The 15725-nt window shown below is 70.9% G+C and carries 14 protein-coding genes; 8 read left to right on the top strand and 6 right to left on the bottom strand.

What is annotated here, in order from left to right:
• Positions 1-138 precede the first annotated feature (138 nt).
• Entirely contained in the window at positions 139-1062 is a 924-nt protein-coding gene (locus V6R91_RS36315; RefSeq protein ID WP_336399357.1) for a DMT family transporter, read from the bottom strand.
• 99 nt (positions 1063-1161) lie between these two features.
• On the bottom strand, positions 1162-2442 hold the full coding sequence (locus V6R91_RS36310) for an MFS transporter (RefSeq protein ID WP_271063045.1): 1281 nt from the start codon (positions 2440-2442) through the stop codon (positions 1162-1164).
• Between the two features lie 150 nt (positions 2443-2592).
• Between V6R91_RS36310 and rpsO the strand changes: the two genes are divergently transcribed.
• Complete coding sequence (rpsO, locus tag V6R91_RS36305; protein ID WP_029145701.1) at positions 2593-2862, top strand: 30S ribosomal protein S15; 270 nt, start codon at positions 2593-2595, stop codon at positions 2860-2862.
• A 91-nt stretch (positions 2863-2953) separates the two neighbouring features.
• On the opposite strand, the gene V6R91_RS36300 is transcribed toward rpsO, so the two are convergent.
• Positions 2954-4165 carry an amidohydrolase family protein gene (locus tag V6R91_RS36300; protein ID WP_336399356.1) on the bottom strand — a complete coding sequence of 404 codons (1212 nt, stop codon included), beginning with the start codon at positions 4163-4165 and terminating at the stop codon, positions 2954-2956.
• Positions 4166-4227: 62 nt separating this feature from the next.
• The gene (locus V6R91_RS36295) at positions 4228-5391 is read right to left on the bottom strand and encodes a helix-turn-helix domain-containing protein (RefSeq protein ID WP_336399355.1); all 1164 of its coding nucleotides are present in this window, start codon (positions 5389-5391) and stop codon (positions 4228-4230) included.
• A 95-nt stretch (positions 5392-5486) separates the two neighbouring features.
• Here V6R91_RS36295 and V6R91_RS36290 point away from each other — a divergent pair, with 95 nt between their 5' ends.
• Both V6R91_RS36290 and V6R91_RS36285 read left to right on the top strand, forming a co-directional pair.
• The gene (locus V6R91_RS36290; RefSeq protein WP_336399354.1) at positions 5487-6317 is read left to right on the top strand and encodes a creatininase family protein; all 831 of its coding nucleotides are present in this window, start codon (positions 5487-5489) and stop codon (positions 6315-6317) included.
• A complete protein-coding gene (locus V6R91_RS36285; RefSeq protein ID WP_067249715.1) occupies positions 6314-7645 on the top strand; it encodes an MFS transporter in 1332 nt (443 codons plus the stop codon). Before V6R91_RS36290 ends, V6R91_RS36285 begins: the two co-directional genes overlap by 4 nt.
• 19 nt (positions 7646-7664) lie before the next feature.
• Here the strand turns inward: V6R91_RS36285 and V6R91_RS36280 are convergent, their stop codons facing one another.
• Complete coding sequence (locus V6R91_RS36280) at positions 7665-8669, bottom strand: isopenicillin N synthase family dioxygenase (RefSeq protein ID WP_067249718.1); 1005 nt, start codon at positions 8667-8669, stop codon at positions 7665-7667.
• 234 nt (positions 8670-8903) lie between these two features.
• Here V6R91_RS36280 and efeU point away from each other — a divergent pair, with 234 nt between their 5' ends.
• Genes efeU through efeB form a run of 3 tightly spaced genes read left to right on the top strand, consistent with a single transcriptional unit; the run spans position 8904 to position 12377 of the window.
• Positions 8904-9812 carry an iron uptake transporter permease EfeU gene (gene efeU, locus V6R91_RS36275; protein WP_336399353.1) on the top strand — a complete coding sequence of 303 codons (909 nt, stop codon included), beginning with the start codon at positions 8904-8906 and terminating at the stop codon, positions 9810-9812.
• Positions 9809-11053 (top strand): iron uptake system protein EfeO, encoded by a 1245-nt coding sequence (efeO, locus tag V6R91_RS36270; protein ID WP_336399352.1) that lies wholly within the window; start codon positions 9809-9811, stop codon positions 11051-11053. Before efeU ends, efeO begins: the two co-directional genes overlap by 4 nt.
• Position 11054: 1 nt before the next feature.
• Complete coding sequence (gene efeB / locus V6R91_RS36265; protein ID WP_378817923.1) at positions 11055-12377, top strand: iron uptake transporter deferrochelatase/peroxidase subunit; 1323 nt, start codon at positions 11055-11057, stop codon at positions 12375-12377.
• Here the strand turns inward: efeB and V6R91_RS36260 are convergent.
• Positions 12374-13579: an acyltransferase family protein gene (locus V6R91_RS36260; protein WP_336399351.1), complete on the bottom strand. Its 1206-nt coding sequence runs from the start codon at positions 13577-13579 to the stop codon at positions 12374-12376. The two genes, efeB and V6R91_RS36260, sit on opposite strands and share 4 nt — an antisense overlap.
• Positions 13580-13753: 174 nt before the next feature.
• On the opposite strand from V6R91_RS36260, the gene V6R91_RS36255 reads away from it, so the two are divergent.
• Both V6R91_RS36255 and V6R91_RS36250 read left to right on the top strand, forming a co-directional pair.
• Positions 13754-14968 (top strand): LLM class flavin-dependent oxidoreductase, encoded by a 1215-nt coding sequence (locus V6R91_RS36255; protein WP_336399358.1) that lies wholly within the window; start codon positions 13754-13756, stop codon positions 14966-14968.
• Position 14969: 1 nt separating this feature from the next.
• Positions 14970-15614, top strand: a complete 645-nt coding sequence (locus tag V6R91_RS36250) for an FMN reductase (RefSeq protein WP_067249732.1) — start codon at positions 14970-14972, stop codon at positions 15612-15614.
• The last annotated feature ends 111 nt before the right edge of the window (positions 15615-15725 follow it).

The raw sequence follows: 15725 nt of genomic DNA, 5'->3' as shown, positions 1-15725 counted from the left end.
TCGTCGGGATCATCGGCGCCCGCGCCGCCCGAGGCAAGGTGCTCGCCGGGATCGCGATCGGAGTCGGCGGGGCCGGGGGGGGGGGGGGGGGCGCCCCCCGGGGGCCCCCCCCACCCCTTCGTGCGTCTCGTCGCGTCCTCAGGATCGACGCCGCCCCAGCCCGCGCAGACGGTCCTGAGCCATGAGGATCCCCGCGAAGACGATGAGGGCGCCGAGGGGCTCGTTCCAGCTCACGGTCTCGTGGAGGACGAGTACGCCGAGGGTCACGCCGACGACGGGGGTGATGTAGGTGACCGTGGACGCGCGGGTGGGTCCCCACGCTCGCAGGACGTTCTGGTTCCAGACGTACGCGACCCCCGTCCCGAGCACGCCGAGCAGGAGAACGGCGACTACGACGGCGCCGTCGAGACGGACCGGGGTCAGCACCAGCACGGGCGTGAGAACGAGCATCACGGCCGCCGCCAGGCCGATGTTGAGGAACGAGAACACCAGAGCGCTCACGCCGGTGTCGGACAGGAAGCGGCGCATGTACGCGAAGCTGAAGCCGTAGCAGGCCGTGGCGCCGAGGATCGCCAGTTGCGCCCCCACGCTCTGGTTCGCATCGAGGCCGCTCCACGGCGCGATGATGACCATGACGCCGAGGATCCCGACCGCGATGCCTGCGATCTGCACAGCCCGGAGGCGCTCCACCCGGAACACCGCCCAGGCCATGATGGCGGTCATGATCGGCGTCGTGGCGTTGTAGATGCTGGACAGGCCCGAGCTCACGTGCTGCTGCGCCCACGCGAAGATGAGGAACGGGACGACGCAGAACGTCACGGCGACCACGGTCAGGTGCAGCCAGACGCCCCGCGCCCGCGGAAGCCGCTCACGACGCAGTGCGACGAAGAGGCCGAGGGCGAGCGCGCCGAGGATCAGGCGGGACCACGCCACCTGCGCGGGGGAGATCCCCTCGAGCGCGACCTTCATGAAGATGAAGCTCGAGCCCCACACGATCCCGGTGAGGACGAACTGGATCGCGACGGCGGCGGTGCGCGGGCGAGCGGGGGCGGCGAGGGTCACGGGGGAACTCTAGCGACGGGGTCGGACGCGCAGCGGTGAGAGGGAATGCCTCGTCCGAAATCCGCCGATGCGTGGCCGTGATCGCGCTGTGCGCCCCGGTCAGGGGACCGGTTCGAGGGCGTCGTAGGCGCGGAAGCGGGGGCTCGTCCTGGCGAGCACCGCGACCAGCCCGATCACGAGGAACCCGCCGAGCAGGGGAGGGAACCACAGGGTCGTGATCGAGGCCAGGGCGCCGGCGTAGAGGGCTCCCAGGCGGGGCCCCCCGGCGACCACGATGACGAACACCCCCTGGAGCCTCCCGCGCATGGTGTCGGGGACCGCGGCCTGCATCATCGTGTTGCGGTAGATGGAGCTGACGTTGTCGGCGGCGCCGGAGAGCGCGAGGGCGACGCAGGCCGCGACGATCAGACCGATGTTCGGTGTCGACTCGGACGCCCCCGGGAGCCAGACGCCGAGAAGCAGGATCGCCCCGAACACCGCGATCGAAGCGCCGTAGGCCTGCACCGCGCGGGCGATGCCGCGGCCGTGCCACCGGTACTGGACCACCCGTCCGGACAGCAGGCTCGATCCGAACGTGCCGAGGGCGACGGCGGCGGTGAGCAGCCCGGTCGTCACCGCGCCGCCGCCCAGGAGCACCGTGCCGAGCGCGGGGAAGAGCGCCAGCGGCTGCCCGAAGGTCATGGCGATGATGTCGAGGATGTACTGCATGCGGATGTTGGACGCCCGCCGGAGGAACCGGGCGCCGTCGACGAGCGAGGCGAGTCCCGGCCGGACGATCTCGCCCTCCGGGCGGAGCGCGGGCAGGGTCCACAGGCCGAGGAACATCGAGAGCATCAGCACGACGTCGATCGTGTAGGTCCAGCCGTAGCCGGTGAGCGCGACCAGGAGACCGGCGAGGGCGGGGCCGACCATGACGGTCAGGCCGAAGGAGACGCCGTTCAGCGCCGACGCGGGCGCGAGCATGTCCCGGGGGATCAAGCGGGGCACGATGGCCGTCCGGGTGGCCATCCCGACCGAGTTGGCCGCCGAGTTGGTCATGCTCAGCACGTACAGCCACCAGATCGTCTCGGTCCCGGTCCACGTGAGCACGGCCAGCAGGAGGGTGGACGCGAACGTCACGGTGGCCGCGATCAACGCCACCCGACGCCGGTCGAACGCGTCGGCGAGCATCCCGCCGTACAGCCCGGCGAGGATCATCGGGACGAGCCCGGCGACCGCGATCATGGACACGGCGAAGGTGCTGCCGGTGAGGGCGAACACGTGCAGCATCACCGTGACGATCGTCAGCTGTCCGCCGATGCCGCTCAGCGCCGATCCGATCCACATCCGGGCGAAGGCGGGGCTGGCGCGCAGCGGACGAAGGTCGATCAGATGACTCACCATCCGAGGCTATCGGCGTCCCGGACGTGGTCGGCGCGACGTCGGGAAGGCTGATAGACTCTGGAGGTTGCCGTTAGATCGGCCGCGGATAAAGAGAGCCCACGCATCAGGCGTCGGGCGCCGCGCAACGGGAGAAAGGGGATCGGTTCTATGGCACTGGATGCAGACGTCAAGAAGGCGATCATCGAAGAGTACGCGACGCACCCCGGTGACACCGGTTCCCCCGAGGTGCAGGTTGCGATGCTGACGCAGCGCATCAAGGATCTCACCGAGCACCTCAAGGAGCACAAGCACGACCACCACTCGCGTCGTGGCCTGTTCCTGCTCGTGGGTCAGCGCCGTCGTCTGCTCGGCTACCTCCAGGACATCGACATCGAGCGCTACCGCTCGCTGATCGAGCGCCTGGGCCTTCGCCGCTAAGCGGAGCAGCCAGCGTTCAATCGCGCAGAACATTCTTGAGAGGGCTGTCCCAGGTGTGGGGCGGCCCTCGTTCTGTGCGCGGGCGGACCGGTCAGGCGCCGAGGACGACCAGACCGTCCGCGACGATGCGGCCGTCGTGGATCACCGTGCGGTCGGTGCCCCGATCCATCACGGCGCTCGTCGGCGTCTCCCCGTCCACGAGAAGCAGGTCGGCGCGGTCGCCGGCCGCGGTGCCCGGGCGGTCGTCCACGCCGGTGAGGCGCGGGACGCCGTGCGACATGATGCTCGCACCGCCTATGCTCGCGATCGCGAGGCACATCTCGATGTGCGCGTCGTGCCGGAAGCCGTTGGTGAAGGCGAGCTGCCACGTGCGGTCCAGCAGATCGCAGTTGCCGTAGGGGCTCCAGTAGTCGCGCTGGCCGTCCTCGCCGAGCCCGAAGCGGACGCCCGCCTCCACCAGGGGGACGAGGGGGAGCGGGCGGTGCCCCGACGGGGCGACGCTGGTCATGGCGATGTCGAGCTCGGCGAAAGCGTCGATGAGGCGACGACTCGTCGCCTCATCGACGGACCCCAGGTCGTAGGCGTGGGACAGGGTCACCTTGCCCTGCATGCCGAGCGCACGGGTGCGCTCGAGGATCAGCTCGGTGCTGAAGACGCCGAGCTCGCCCGGCTCGTGCAGGTGGACGTCGATCTCCACCTGGTACTTCTCCGCCAGCCCGAACACGATGTCGAGGTGCCGGGCGGGGTCGCGATCGAGCTGGGACGGGTCGATCCCGCCTATCACATCGGCTCCCTGCCTCAGCGACTCCTCCAGGACCTCGACCGTGCCCGGCTCCCGGAGGATGCCCGCCTGCGGGAAGGTCATCACCTGCACGTCGGCGCGGGTCGCGAACCTCTCCTTCGCAGCCATGACGGCGTCGAACTTCTCCAGGCGGCAGTCGACGTCGACCTGGGCATAGGTGCGCACGCGCGTCGTCCCCCGGGCGATCATCCGCTCCAGCGTGCCGGCGACCCGCGTGGGGAGGTCCACCTCGGCGTCGCGCCAGTTCTCGCGGTCGTTCATCATCATCCCCCACACGCCGGGTCTGCCGGTGTGGGGGCGGAACGGGAGTCCGATCCTGGTCGAGTCCAGATGGACGTGCACGTCGCTGAAGGACGGCAGGAGCAGGCGCCCGCGGCCGTCGACCTCCTCGGCGTCGATCGGGCGGGCCTTGTCATGCGGCACCACCTCGGCGATTCGGTCGCCGTCGAGGCGGACATCGGAGGCGGAACCGCCCCACGGGCGGACGTTGCGGATGATCATGCGGCCCTCTTTCGATCGATCGTCAAATGGTATACCAAATTGATCGGAAAGGCGCGTTCCGTTCAGGCGACGGGCGGAGGAGCGGCCTCCTGGAGCCGGAGGGCCTTGAGGGCGAGATGCAGGCTCGTCCGCAGATCGCCGTCCCGGAGCGGGTGTCCGAGCAGGGCTTCGAGGCGTCCCCACCGGTAGTAGATCGTGGCCCGGTGGGTGGCGAGCACACGCGCGGTCGCCGACGCGTCGCCGGCGAGGTCGAGGAACGTCTCCGCGGTGCGACGGAGGGGAGCGGGGACGGCGGCCAGCCCGCGCAGGGCCTCGAACGACTCCCAGAAGCGCGGGGTGGCCCTCTCGAGAAGCAGCGCGGCACCGACCACGCCGAGCCGCGGCCAGTGCGCGATCCCGCGCAGTTCCGTGAACGTCGCGGCTGCGCGGGCCGCGTCCCGGGCCTCGCGGAGAGCCGGGCGCAGGTCGCCGCCCCAGGCGACGGGCGCGGATGCGCCCAGCGGCGGGCCGGCCTGCCCGGAGGACATGATGTCCAAGGCCCCGTGAACGAGTTCGGGGGTCTGCGCCCCATCGCTCAGGACAGCCCAGACGGCCGTGTGCGCGGCGTCCTCCAGCAGGAGGACGCCGTCCCGGCCATGACTGCGTGCGACCACGCCGGCGGTGAGCGCGGGAGTCGTGGGATGCGCGACGACGAGCGTCGTCTCCGCGCCGGTGCGCCCCGTCGTCGTGCCGAGCTCCTGCCAGGCCTCGTCCCCGCGCCCGCCCTCGCCGAGGAGGCCGCGCAGGGTCGCCGCGGCACGGTGGCGGCGCGTCAGCTCCGTGCGCGCGGTGGGGCGCTGGTGGAAGTCCAGAAGGCCGGCGAGCTCGGTCGCGGCCTCCGCCAGGCGGGGGTCGTGGACCAGCGTCCGCTCGGGATCGCTGATCCAGACCGACCCGAGGAAACGACCGGCGGAATGCAGAGGTACCACGACGCGCGGCAGCATCTGCAGCCCGTCGGGAACCGGCGCCGGGAACGGCGCGAGACGCTCCGCGAGACGCAGGGACGGCATCAGCGCGCGGATCTCCGCAACCGGGGTGCGGGTGAGGATCGACTCGCGGCGTACGTCGTCGACCTCGCCGTGGTGCGAGCTGTGCACGACCAGCTCGTCGTGGACGTCGAACAGCGCGAGCGGGGCGGCGAGGCTCGCGGACCACCGCTCGATGCCCGACTGCAGCTCGGACGGCATGGGGTCCCTTCTTGCGACGATTGTCGAAATCGGGCGTCCGGGGTCTCGGCGTCTGTCGATTCCTCGGCCGGCGAACGGTCTGGAACTCTGAGGGAATGGCTTCCCCGACATCCTCCCAGCAACCCCGCCGTCTCGCAGAGCTGCGCGTCGACGAGATCGCGGACTACCTGACCACCCGAGACACGGCGATCATCCCCGTCGGCGCCACGGAGCAGCACGGACGCCACCTCCCGCTCGGCGTGGACGCGATGACCGCGATCGCTGTGGCTGAGGACGCCGCCGCGCAGACCGGCGTGATCGTGACCCCGCCGGTCTGGTTCGGCTGGTCGCCGCACCACATGGGGTTCGCCGGCACGGTGACGCTGCGGCCGGAGACGCTCACGCACCTGATCGAGGACCTCGGTTCGTCCCTGCTCCACCACGGGTTCCGCCGCATCATCGTCGTCAACGGGCACCGTCTCGCCAACCTGCCGCCCCTCGCGATCGCCGCCACGCGACTGCGCGCGGACACCGGCGCGGCCGTGGTGGTCGCCGACCTGGCCCACCTCGCCCAGCCCGAGTACGCGCACTGGGCGCAGACCGAGGGGACCTTCATCGGCCACGCGGACGGCTACGAGACCGGACACATGCTGCACCTGCATCCCGACCTCGTCGACGCGGGCGCCGTGCCGGAGGACGCCGCTCCCGCGCACCCGCAATCCCTGCGGACGATCGATCCGAGCATCGCCTCGACCCGTGCGGCGTGGTGGCCGTCGACCGAGGCCGAGCTCGTCGCGAGCGGTGACGGCAGCAGCGGGCGGCCGTCCTGGGGCGACGCCGAGCGCGGGCAGACCCTGCACCGCGCGATGGTCCGGGACCTCGTCGAGCTGATCGGACAGGTGGAGGGTTTCGCCGTCGAGGTGCGCCGACCGGAGGCGCCGCGATGAGCGCCGTGTCCTCGCCGCCGTCCGTCTCGCGGGGCCGACGTGCGCGGGTCGCGGCCGCGAGCATGTTCGGCACGGTCATGGAGTGGTACGACTTCCTCCTCTTCGGCCTCGCCGCATCGATCGTCTTCGACAGACTGTTCTTCCCGAGCTTCGACCCGGTCACGGGAACCCTGCTTTCGCTGGCGACCTTCGCGGTCGGCTTCGTCGCTCGTCCGTTCGGCGGGATCCTGTTCGGGTCGATCGGAGACCGATACGGGCGCAAGCCGGTGCTCTTCTGGACGATGGCGATCATGGGGACCGCGACGGCGCTCATCGGCGTGCTTCCCACCTACGAGGCCATCGGGGTGCTCGCGCCGATCCTCCTCGTGCTGCTGCGGCTGCTGCAGGGCCTCGGCGCCGGTGGCGAGCTCGGTGGCGCCGTGCTCATGCTCGCCGAGTACTCGGATGACCGACGCCGCGGCCTGACCGCCAGTCTCGCCCAGGCGGGCGCTCCGCTGGGGAACCTCCTCGCCACAGGCGTGCTGGCGGTCTTCGCAGGGGTGCTCCCCGAGGACGCGTTCCTGGCCTGGGGCTGGCGGGTGCCCTTCCTCCTCGGCGGGGTGATCGTCCTGGTCGGCCTCTACATCCGGATGAGCATCGCGGAGAGCCCGCAGTTCGCCAAGGTCGCGGCGTCGACCGAGGGGATCGAGCCTCGCCCGGTGCGGACGCTCGTCCGCGACTACCCGAAGCCGCTCCTGCTCGCCCTCGGCGCACGATTCGGGCCGGACGTGGTCGTGTACGTGTTCCTCACCTTCGTCATCACCTATCTCGTCAAGGTCGTCGGATTCGAGCGCAACGAAGCGCTGCTGTGCGTCGCCGTCGGCTCCGTGGCCTGGCTCGTCGGGATCCCGTTGGCGGGGCACCTCTCGGACCGCTTCGGACGAAAGCCGCTCTACGTCGCCGGGTGTCTTGCGACGCTCGTCTGGGCGTTCGCCTTCTTCCCCCTCCTGAACCTCGGCACCATCCCGCTGGCCTCGCTGGCCGTGGCGGTCGGGCTGTTCTGCCACGGCCTCATGTTCGGCCCGCAGGCGAGCTACCTCGCCGAGCTCTTCCCGACCCCGATCCGCTCGACCGGCATCTCGGTCGGATACCAGCTCTCAGGGATCTACGGCGGAAGCCTCGCTCCCGTGATCTCGCTGGCGCTGCTCGACGCCTTCGACAGCTGGGTGCCGATCGCGATCTACATGGGCGTCACCATTGTGATCACGCTCATCGCGCTCGGTCTCAGTCCTGACCGGCGCGGGGCGAGCCTCGACGAGGTGGACGCTGCGGTCGGCGCCTCTCGCTGACGACCGCGGCGGAGACGGATCAGGCCCGGCTGGCGACGAGGTCCGCGTGATGGATCGCGGCGACGTCCGGGTGGGCGCGCAGACGCGACTTCAGCGCGTTCTCCCCGTAGAGGCTGTGGATCGGGTTCGTCGGGTCCTCGGTGACCCCGCGCGCCTGAGCGGCGAGATCGGCGGGCAGGTCGATGATCGGCAGGCGCCGATCCAGCGCGGGGTTGAAGAAGAAGGGGATCGAGATCCGCTCGTCGGGGGCCTGCGGCGACACGACCCGGTGGTTCGTGGCCTTCAGGTAGCCGCCGGTGGCGTACTCGAGGAGCTCCCCGATGTTGACGACGAACGCGCCGTCGACCGGCGGCGCGTCCACCCATGATCCGTCGCGTTCCACCTGCAGGCCGCCCTTGCCCGGCTCCACCCACAGGAGCGTGAGCACGCCCGAATCCTTGTGTGCGCCGACCCCCTGCTGGGGCTCCGGCTCGTGCGTGCCGGGATAGCGGACGATCTTGATCAGCGTCGAGGGCTCGCCGAAGTTCTCCTCGAAGTACGACTCCTCGGCGCCCAGGGCGAGCGCCCACGCGCGCAGGAGCTTCCGGGCCACACCGGAAAGGTGCGCGTGCCACTCCTCGACGACCTCGCGGAGCTCGGGCTGGGCCGCAGGCCAGAGGTTCGGGCCGATCAGCCGGTTGAACGCCGGTCCGCCCTCGACCGCCGGACGCTCCGGGCCGATGTCGATCTGCTCCCGCCAGTCGATCTCGCCCTGGGTGCGCTCGCCTCCGATGCGGGTGTAGCCGCGGAAGTGAGGGCTCCGCACGTTCTCGATCGCGAGCTTGTCCTGCTCCGGCAGGGCGAAGAAGTCCTTCGCCGCGCGGTGCAGGCGGCGTTCGAGCTCGGCGGGCACGCCCGTGCCGGTGAGATAGAAGAACCCGACGTCGTGAGTCGCCGCGCGCAGGTCGTCGCGGAATCCGGCGGCCGCCTCCGGGCCGTCGTCGAGCCGGGACAGGTCGAGGATGGGGAGGGTCAGATCGGTCATGCGTCGAGGCTAGGACGGCCGTCGCGCGGCCGACGGAATGTTGCCGAGGATTACTGCGGGGCGGTCTCTGCGGAGTTGCCCCGCCGAAACCCCCTCTGCACGGCGAGACCCCCTCGGAGGTGAGGGGGTCTCGACGTGCAGAGGGGGTCTCGGCAGCGCGTGCACGCGACCGAGGGGAGGGGATGTACACTTTCTGAGGTTTGCCTAACCTGATCTCTTCAGAAAGCCCCCGCCGTGCTCGCCACGTTCCTGATCGGCCTGCGTGAAGGCCTCGAAGCCGCCCTCGTCGTCGGCATCCTCGTCGCGTATCTCCGCCGTCTCGGCCGGACGGACGTCCTTCCCCGGCTCTGGACCGGTGTCGCCGCGGCGATCGTGCTCGCGCTCGGGATCGGAGCCGTGCTGACGTTCGGCGCGTACGCCCTCACCTTCCAGGCGCAGGAGATCATCGGCGGGACGCTGTCGCTGGTCGCCGTCGGGATGGTCACGTGGATGATCTTCTGGATGCAGAAGTCCGGGCGGACCATGAAGTCGAGCCTCCAGGGCGGGATCGACCGCGCGCTGGAGTCGGGCACGCTCTGGGCGCTGGTCGTCGTCGGTTTCGTGTCCGTGGCCCGCGAGGGGATCGAGACCACCCTCCTCCTGTGGTCGATGGTCCAGTCCTTCGGCGACGCCCCCTCGGCCCTCCTCGGCGCGGTCGGCGGGCTGCTCTGCGCGGTCGCCGTCGGCTGGTTGCTCGCGCGCGGCGCGGTGAGGCTCGATCTCTCGCGCTTCTTCCAGTGGACCGGCGGATTCCTGGTGATCGTCGCCGCCGGAGTGCTCGCCTACGCCGTCATGGACCTCCAGGAGGCGGCGGTCCTTCCGGGGCCGTTCAGCGGCGGCGCGGGCTTCCCGTTCGGGTGGGCATTCGACGTCTCGACGGCCATCGCCCCGGACGGCCCGATCGCCGTGATCCTCCAGGCGACCGTGGGCTTCATGCCGCGGATGACCTGGCTGCAGGTGCTCGCCTGGGCGGCATACCTCCTCATCGTCGGCGCGCTGTTCCTCCGAGGACTGCGCCGCTCCCGCCGGCCACGCGCCGGCGCCGTCGCGGTCCCGGGCGCACCGGGCCGTGACGACTCCCTCGCACAGCAAGGAGCAGCATGACCACCTCCCGCCTTCTCCCTCGTCGCGCGCTCGCGCTCGGCGGATCCGCCGCCGTCCTCGGGCTCGTCCTCACCGGCTGCGTCGCCAAGGCCGACGCCACAGCGGCGGACCGGCTCGAGGTGACCTCGACCGCCGACGCCTGCACCGTCTCCGCGAGCACGGCCAAGAGCGGCACCCTCGCCTTCGAGGTGACGAACGAGGGCGAGCAGGTCACCGAGTTCTACCTCCTCGCCGAGGACGGGCTGCGGATCGTCGGCGAGGTGGAGAACATCGCGCCGGGGGCCTCCCGCAGCCTCACCGTGGTCGCGCAGCCCGGCGACTACGTCACGGTCTGCAAGCCCGGCATGATCGGCGACGGCGTCGGTCGCGCCGGGTTCTCGGTCACCGGGGAGGCCGTGGCGCTCACCGGTGAGGACGCGGAGCAGAAGCAGCAGGCCGTGGATCTCTACGCGGCGTTCGTGAAGGACCAGGTCGGCCGGCTCGTCCCCGCGGTGGAGAGCTTCGTCACCGCGTACCAGTCCGGTGACGACGACGCCGCCCGCGCCCAGTTCCCGCAGGTCCGCGCGTTCTACGAGCGGATCGAGCCGGTCGCCGAGGCGCTCGGCGACCTCGACCCTCGGATCGACTACCGCGAGGTCGACGCGGTCGCGGAGGGGCTGGAGTGGACCGGCTTCCACCGCATCGAGAAGGACCTGTGGGTTCCCGCGCCGGGCGCGCTGAACGCGGACGGGGAGACACCCGCGGACAAGGACTGGACGCCGTCGACGACGACCCAGCGCGGAGAGTTCGGGGATCTGCTCCTCGCCGACGTGCAGGAGCTCTACGACTACGTCCACTCGGACGAGTTCACCCAGGCCCTGGACGCGCAGGGCATCGCGGGCATCTCGAACGGAGCCATCGCGCTGCTGGACGAGGTGGCGACCGGCAAGATCTCCGGCGAGGAGGACTGGTGGTCGGGCACCGACCTGTACGACTTCGCCGCGAACGTCGAGGGGTCCAAGATGGCGTTCTCGCTGGTGCAGGACTTCGCCGCCGCGCAGGGCGAGGACGGCACCGCGCTCGTGAAGGACATCCAGGCCGGGTACGCCGACCTGGAGGCCTCCCTCGCCGCGCACGGATCCCTGACGGACGGGTTCCCGGCCTACTCGACCCTCACCGACGACGACAAGCGCGAGTTCACGGACCTGCTCAACGCGCTCGCCGAGCCGCTGTCGAAGCTCACGACCACGGTGCTCGACTGACGTGACCGCGCGGAACGAACCCGGGGCGGTGAACGGGGAGGACGGGACCGACACGGTCGACCCCGACGTCGCGACCCCGCCGCGGACGCGCGGCCTGAGCCGGCGGGGGCTGCTGGGCCTCGCCCTCGGTTCGGGGGTGGCCGGGCTCGCCGTCGGCGGGGGAGCGGTCGCCGCGATCGGAGCGGTCCGGGCGGACGGGGAATCCGGATCCGCGCAGGCGCATGCCTTCTTCGGCGCCCATCAGGCGGGGATCACGACCCCGGTCCAGGACCACCTGCACTTCGCGTCCTTCGACATGATGCCGAGGGCCGATCGCGATGACCTCATCGCCCTGCTCCAGGACTGGAGCTATGCGGCCTCCCGGATGACCCAGGGGCTGGAGGTGAGCGCGACCGGGGCGGTCGGCGGGTCTCCCGAGGCGCCGCCGGACGACACGGGGGAGGCGCAGGGCCTGCCCGCGTCGCACCTCACGATCACGATCGGCTTCGGTCCGACGCTCTTCGAGAACGAGGAGGGCGACCGGTTCGGGATCGCGGACCGGCGGCCGGCGGAGCTTCAGCGCCTGCCGGCGTTCCTCGGCGACGATCTCGATCCTGCCCGTTCCGACGGCGACCTCTGCGTCCAGGCCTGCGCGGACGATCCCCAGGTGGCCGTCCACGCGATCCGCAATCTCAGCCGCATCGCGTTCGGGCGCGCCCGGCTGCGCTGGTCACAGCTCGGCTTCGGGAAGACCTCCCGCACGAGCAGCGATCAGGCGACGCCGCGGAACCTCTTCGGCTTCAAGGACGGCACCGCCAACATCCTCGCGGACGACCGAGCGGCGCTCGAGGCCCACGTCTGGGTCGGCCGGGAGGATGAGCCGACGTGGATGGTCGGAGGGTCGTACCTCGTCGCCCGCCGGATCGCGATGCTCATCGAGACGTGGGATCGCGTCCGCCTGGCCGAGCAGGACCGGATCATCGGCCGGGAGAAGGGGAGCGGGGCGCCGTTGTCCGGCGGCGACGAGTTCACCGCGCCGTCGTTCGCGACGGCGGCCATCGATGCCGACGCGCACGTGAGCCTCGCCCACCCGACGCACAACGACGGCATCCGGATCCTCCGCCGCGGCTACAACTACGTCGACGGGAACAACGAGCTGGGCAGACTCGACGCCGGTCTGTTCTTCCTCTCCTATCAGCGCTCGCCCGCGCAGTTCGTCTCGCTCCAGCGCCGGCTGTCCACGGATCTGTTGAACGAGTACATCCGCCACGTGGGATCCGGCATCTGGGCGATCCCCGCCGGGCCGGACGAAGGCTCCTTCGTCGGCGCGGCCCTCTTCGCCTAGTCGGCGGGTTCGCTCCGCCGCGGGGCGGGAACGGCGGGCGGAGACGCGCTCGGGCCGCTCTTGTCGGTCTCCGGGCCGGAACGCCGCGAACCGGTCGGGTCGTTGCGATGCCCCTCCTTGGCGGCGAGGGCGCGGTCGGCGAACAGCCACGAGGGACGCGGCTCCACGAGCGGCCGGAGCACCGACCGCACCGGTGCGGTCGAGAGGGCGAAGGCGACGGCGATCGAGAGCAGCACCACCAGCGGAAGCCAGATCCACGTCGGCTCCAGCTCGCGCAGCACCCCGGACTCGCGGAACGGGTACAGCACGAAGGAGTGCAGCAGGTAGACGTACATCGTGTACTGGCCGAAGTGCGTGACCCGGGTCTGGCGCCGAGGGATCAGCACGAAGAACGCCGCGCTGGCCACCAGCGCCAGCGCCATGATCACGAGGCGGACGCCGCCGGCCCACCACTGCTCTCCGCCGAGGTCCGCGTAGGAGTCCTCGTAGAAGAGCCAGTGCCGCAGATCCATGGCCTGCCACACGTCCACCCACCGCCAGCACGCGAACAGCAGAGCGGCGAGCACGACGGCCGCGACGACGCGCAGCCAGACCGGACGGAACTCGATCATCCGGAGGCGGCGGACCACGTCGTGCTCGCGCAGCCACCAGCCCAGCGCGAAGAACGGCAGCAGCCCGAGAGTCCGGGACAGGGAGAACGTGCTGTCGACGTTCGGGACGTAGCCGGCGCCGATCGAGATCGCGACGGTCCACAGCAGGGGCCAGCGCAGCAGTGCGAGGTACGGCAGGACGAGGCGGAAGATCCCGAGGGCGAGCAGGAACCACAGCGTCCACGACGGCTGGGTCAGGTTCGGGTCCGCGCGGCCCTCGACGAGCCACTTCGTCAGCCACCACAGCAGTTCGAACACGACGTAGGGGACGAGGATGTCCGTGATCACCCGGGCCATCTGACGGCGCGTGGGGCTTCCCGACTTGGAGAAGTACCCGGAGATGAGGGCGAAGGCCGGCATGTGGAACGCATAGATCGCGAGGTACAGCGCGAGGGCGATGTCGGAGTCGTACGTCAGGCGCTGGACGGCGTGACCGAGGACCACGAGGACGATGCAGGCGAAGCGCGCGTTGTCCCAGAACGGGACCCGGCGGGAGGCCGGCGCGGCGCGGGGGACCGGGGGTGCGGCCGGCGGCCGCGCTGTGCCGTGCATCCGACGAGCCTAGCGGCCGTCGGGGACGGGATCTGAGAGCTGTCCGCACGCCGGGAATAATGAGGGGGCCACCGCGTTTCACCAGTTATATTCATCTGAATAGAACTGGATGCCGAGGCATCCCGAGCGGAGAGAACAGTGAACGAGCAGATCGGTACCGTCGACACCAGCGGCATGCAGTTCGGCCTGATGTCGGTGAGCGACATCACCCAGGACCCGGTCAGCGGGAAGACGCCCAGCGAGGCCGAGCGCATCCAGGCGACCCTCACGATCGCCAAGCATGCGGAGGAGGCGGGGCTCGATGTCTTCGCCATCGGCGAGCACCACAACCCGCCGTTCTGGTCCTCCAGCCCGACGACCTTCCTCGCGGCGGTCGCGGCCCAGACGGAGCGTCTCATCGTCTCCACCTCGACGACCCTGATCACGACGAACGATCCGGTGAAGATCGCCGAGGACTACGCCATGCTGCAGCACGTCTCGGGCGGTCGCATGGACCTCATGATGGGTCGGGGCAACACCGGGCCGGTGTACCCGTGGTTCGGACAGGACATCCGTCAGGGCCTTCCGCTCGCGATCGAGAACTACGCGCTCCTGCACAAGCTCTGGCGGGAGGACGTCGTGGACTGGGAGGGGAAGTTCCGCACGCCGCTGCAGGGCTTCACCTCCACCCCGCGTCCGCTGGACGGCGTGGCGCCGTTCGTGTGGCACGGCTCGATCCGCACGCCGGAGATCGCCGAGCAGGCCGCCTACTACGGTGACGGCTTCTTCGCGAACAACATCTTCTGGCCGAAGGAGCACTACCAGCGTCTGATCGAGCTGTACCGCCAGCGGTACGCGCACTACGGCCACGGCACGGCCGAGCAGGCCATCGTCGGACTCGGCGGGCAGGCCTTCATCCGCCCGAACTCGCAGGACGCCGTGAACGAGTTCCGTCCGTACTTCGACAACGCCCCGGTCTACGGACACGGACCGTCGATGGAGGACTTCACCGAGATGACCCCGCTCACCGTGGGGTCGCCCCAGCAGGTGATCGACCGCTACGCCGCCATGCGCGACCACTTCGGCGACTACCAGCGCCAGCTGTTCCTGATGGACCACGCGGGCCTGCCCCTCAAGATCGTCCTGGAGCAGATCGACCTGCTCGGCGGCGAGGTGGTCCCGGTTCTGCGCAAGGAGCTGGCCCAGAACCGGCCGGCGACGGTGCCCGACGCCCCGACGCACGCCGCGCGGGTGAAGGCCGTGTACGGCGACGGCCCGGCGCGCCAGGCGCGCCCGGGAGCGAACCGCGGGGACAACCTCACCGCCGGGTCGCCGTACCAGGACGGCGGAGCGGTTCCGTCGGCCGCGGGCTCGGCGTTCGGCGCCGCCGCCACGAAGGGAGCGAACTGACATGGACGCGCGTCGTATCGCCGTCGTCTCGGCGGGGCTGTCGAACCCGTCGTCGACCCGGATGCTCGCCGACCGCCTCGCGGCGGAGACGGCCAAGGCCCTGGCGGAGCGTGACATCGAGGTGTCGGTCGACGTGATCGAGCTGCGCGACCTCGCCCACGACATCACGAACAACCTGCTCACGGGCTTCGCGCCCCCGGCGCTCGAGACGGCGATCAACACCGTCGTCTCCGCCGATGCGGTGATCGCGGTCACGCCGATCTTCTCGACGAGCTACTCGGGACTGTTCAAGTCGTTCATCGACGTGCTCGACCCCGATGCGCTCACCGGCACCCCGGTGCTCATCGGCGCCAACGCCGGCACCGCCCGGCACTCGCTCGCGATCGACTACGCGATCCGTCCGCTGTTCACCTACCTGCACGCGGAGCCGGTGCCGACGGGCGTGTTCGCCGCCTCCAGCGACTGGGGCGCGAACGCGGACGACGTCGCTCCGTTGAGCTCGCGGGTCGAGCGCGGCGCCCGGGAGCTCGCCGAGGCGATCGCCCGCCGGGAGCCGGCGGGCGGCGCGGATCCGTTCGACCCGGCGACGTACCTCGGCCAGGGGAAGTCCTTCGGGCACCTGCTCGGCGGTCTCGCCGGAGAGTGAGCGGGGCGTATCCGGGTGGTTCGGGGCGGGGGGGGGGGGGGCCCGGCGCCCCCCCCCCCCCCCCCCGCGGCGGCCCCCCCCCCCAAAAAACATAGCCAAGCGGCGCGGGTG

The organism is Microbacterium sp. CCNWLW41 (genome assembly GCF_037083505.1).
Note: the sequence above shows the minus strand (reverse complement) of the source record. Positions and strands in the feature narration are given on the sequence as shown.

Bases quoted from the DNA above. Each gene is read 5' to 3' on its own strand.
- rpsO (WP_029145701.1), top strand. From the start codon at position 2,593: ATGGCACTGGATGCAGACGTCAAGAAGGCGATCATCGAAGAGTACGCG.
- V6R91_RS36300 (WP_336399356.1), bottom strand. From the start codon at position 4,165: ATGATCATCCGCAACGTCCGCCCGTGGGGCGGTTCCGCCTCCGATGTC.
- V6R91_RS36295 (WP_336399355.1), bottom strand. From the start codon at position 5,391: ATGCCGTCCGAGCTGCAGTCGGGCATCGAGCGGTGGTCCGCGAGCCTC.
- V6R91_RS36290 (WP_336399354.1), top strand. From the start codon at position 5,487: ATGGCTTCCCCGACATCCTCCCAGCAACCCCGCCGTCTCGCAGAGCTG.
- V6R91_RS36285 (WP_067249715.1), top strand. From the start codon at position 6,314: ATGAGCGCCGTGTCCTCGCCGCCGTCCGTCTCGCGGGGCCGACGTGCG.
- V6R91_RS36280 (WP_067249718.1), bottom strand. From the start codon at position 8,669: ATGACCGATCTGACCCTCCCCATCCTCGACCTGTCCCGGCTCGACGAC.
- efeO (WP_336399352.1), top strand. From the start codon at position 9,809: ATGACCACCTCCCGCCTTCTCCCTCGTCGCGCGCTCGCGCTCGGCGGA.
- V6R91_RS36260 (WP_336399351.1), bottom strand. From the start codon at position 13,579: ATGCACGGCACAGCGCGGCCGCCGGCCGCACCCCCGGTCCCCCGCGCC.
- V6R91_RS36255 (WP_336399358.1), top strand. From the start codon at position 13,754: ATGCAGTTCGGCCTGATGTCGGTGAGCGACATCACCCAGGACCCGGTC.
- V6R91_RS36250 (WP_067249732.1), top strand. From the start codon at position 14,970: ATGGACGCGCGTCGTATCGCCGTCGTCTCGGCGGGGCTGTCGAACCCG.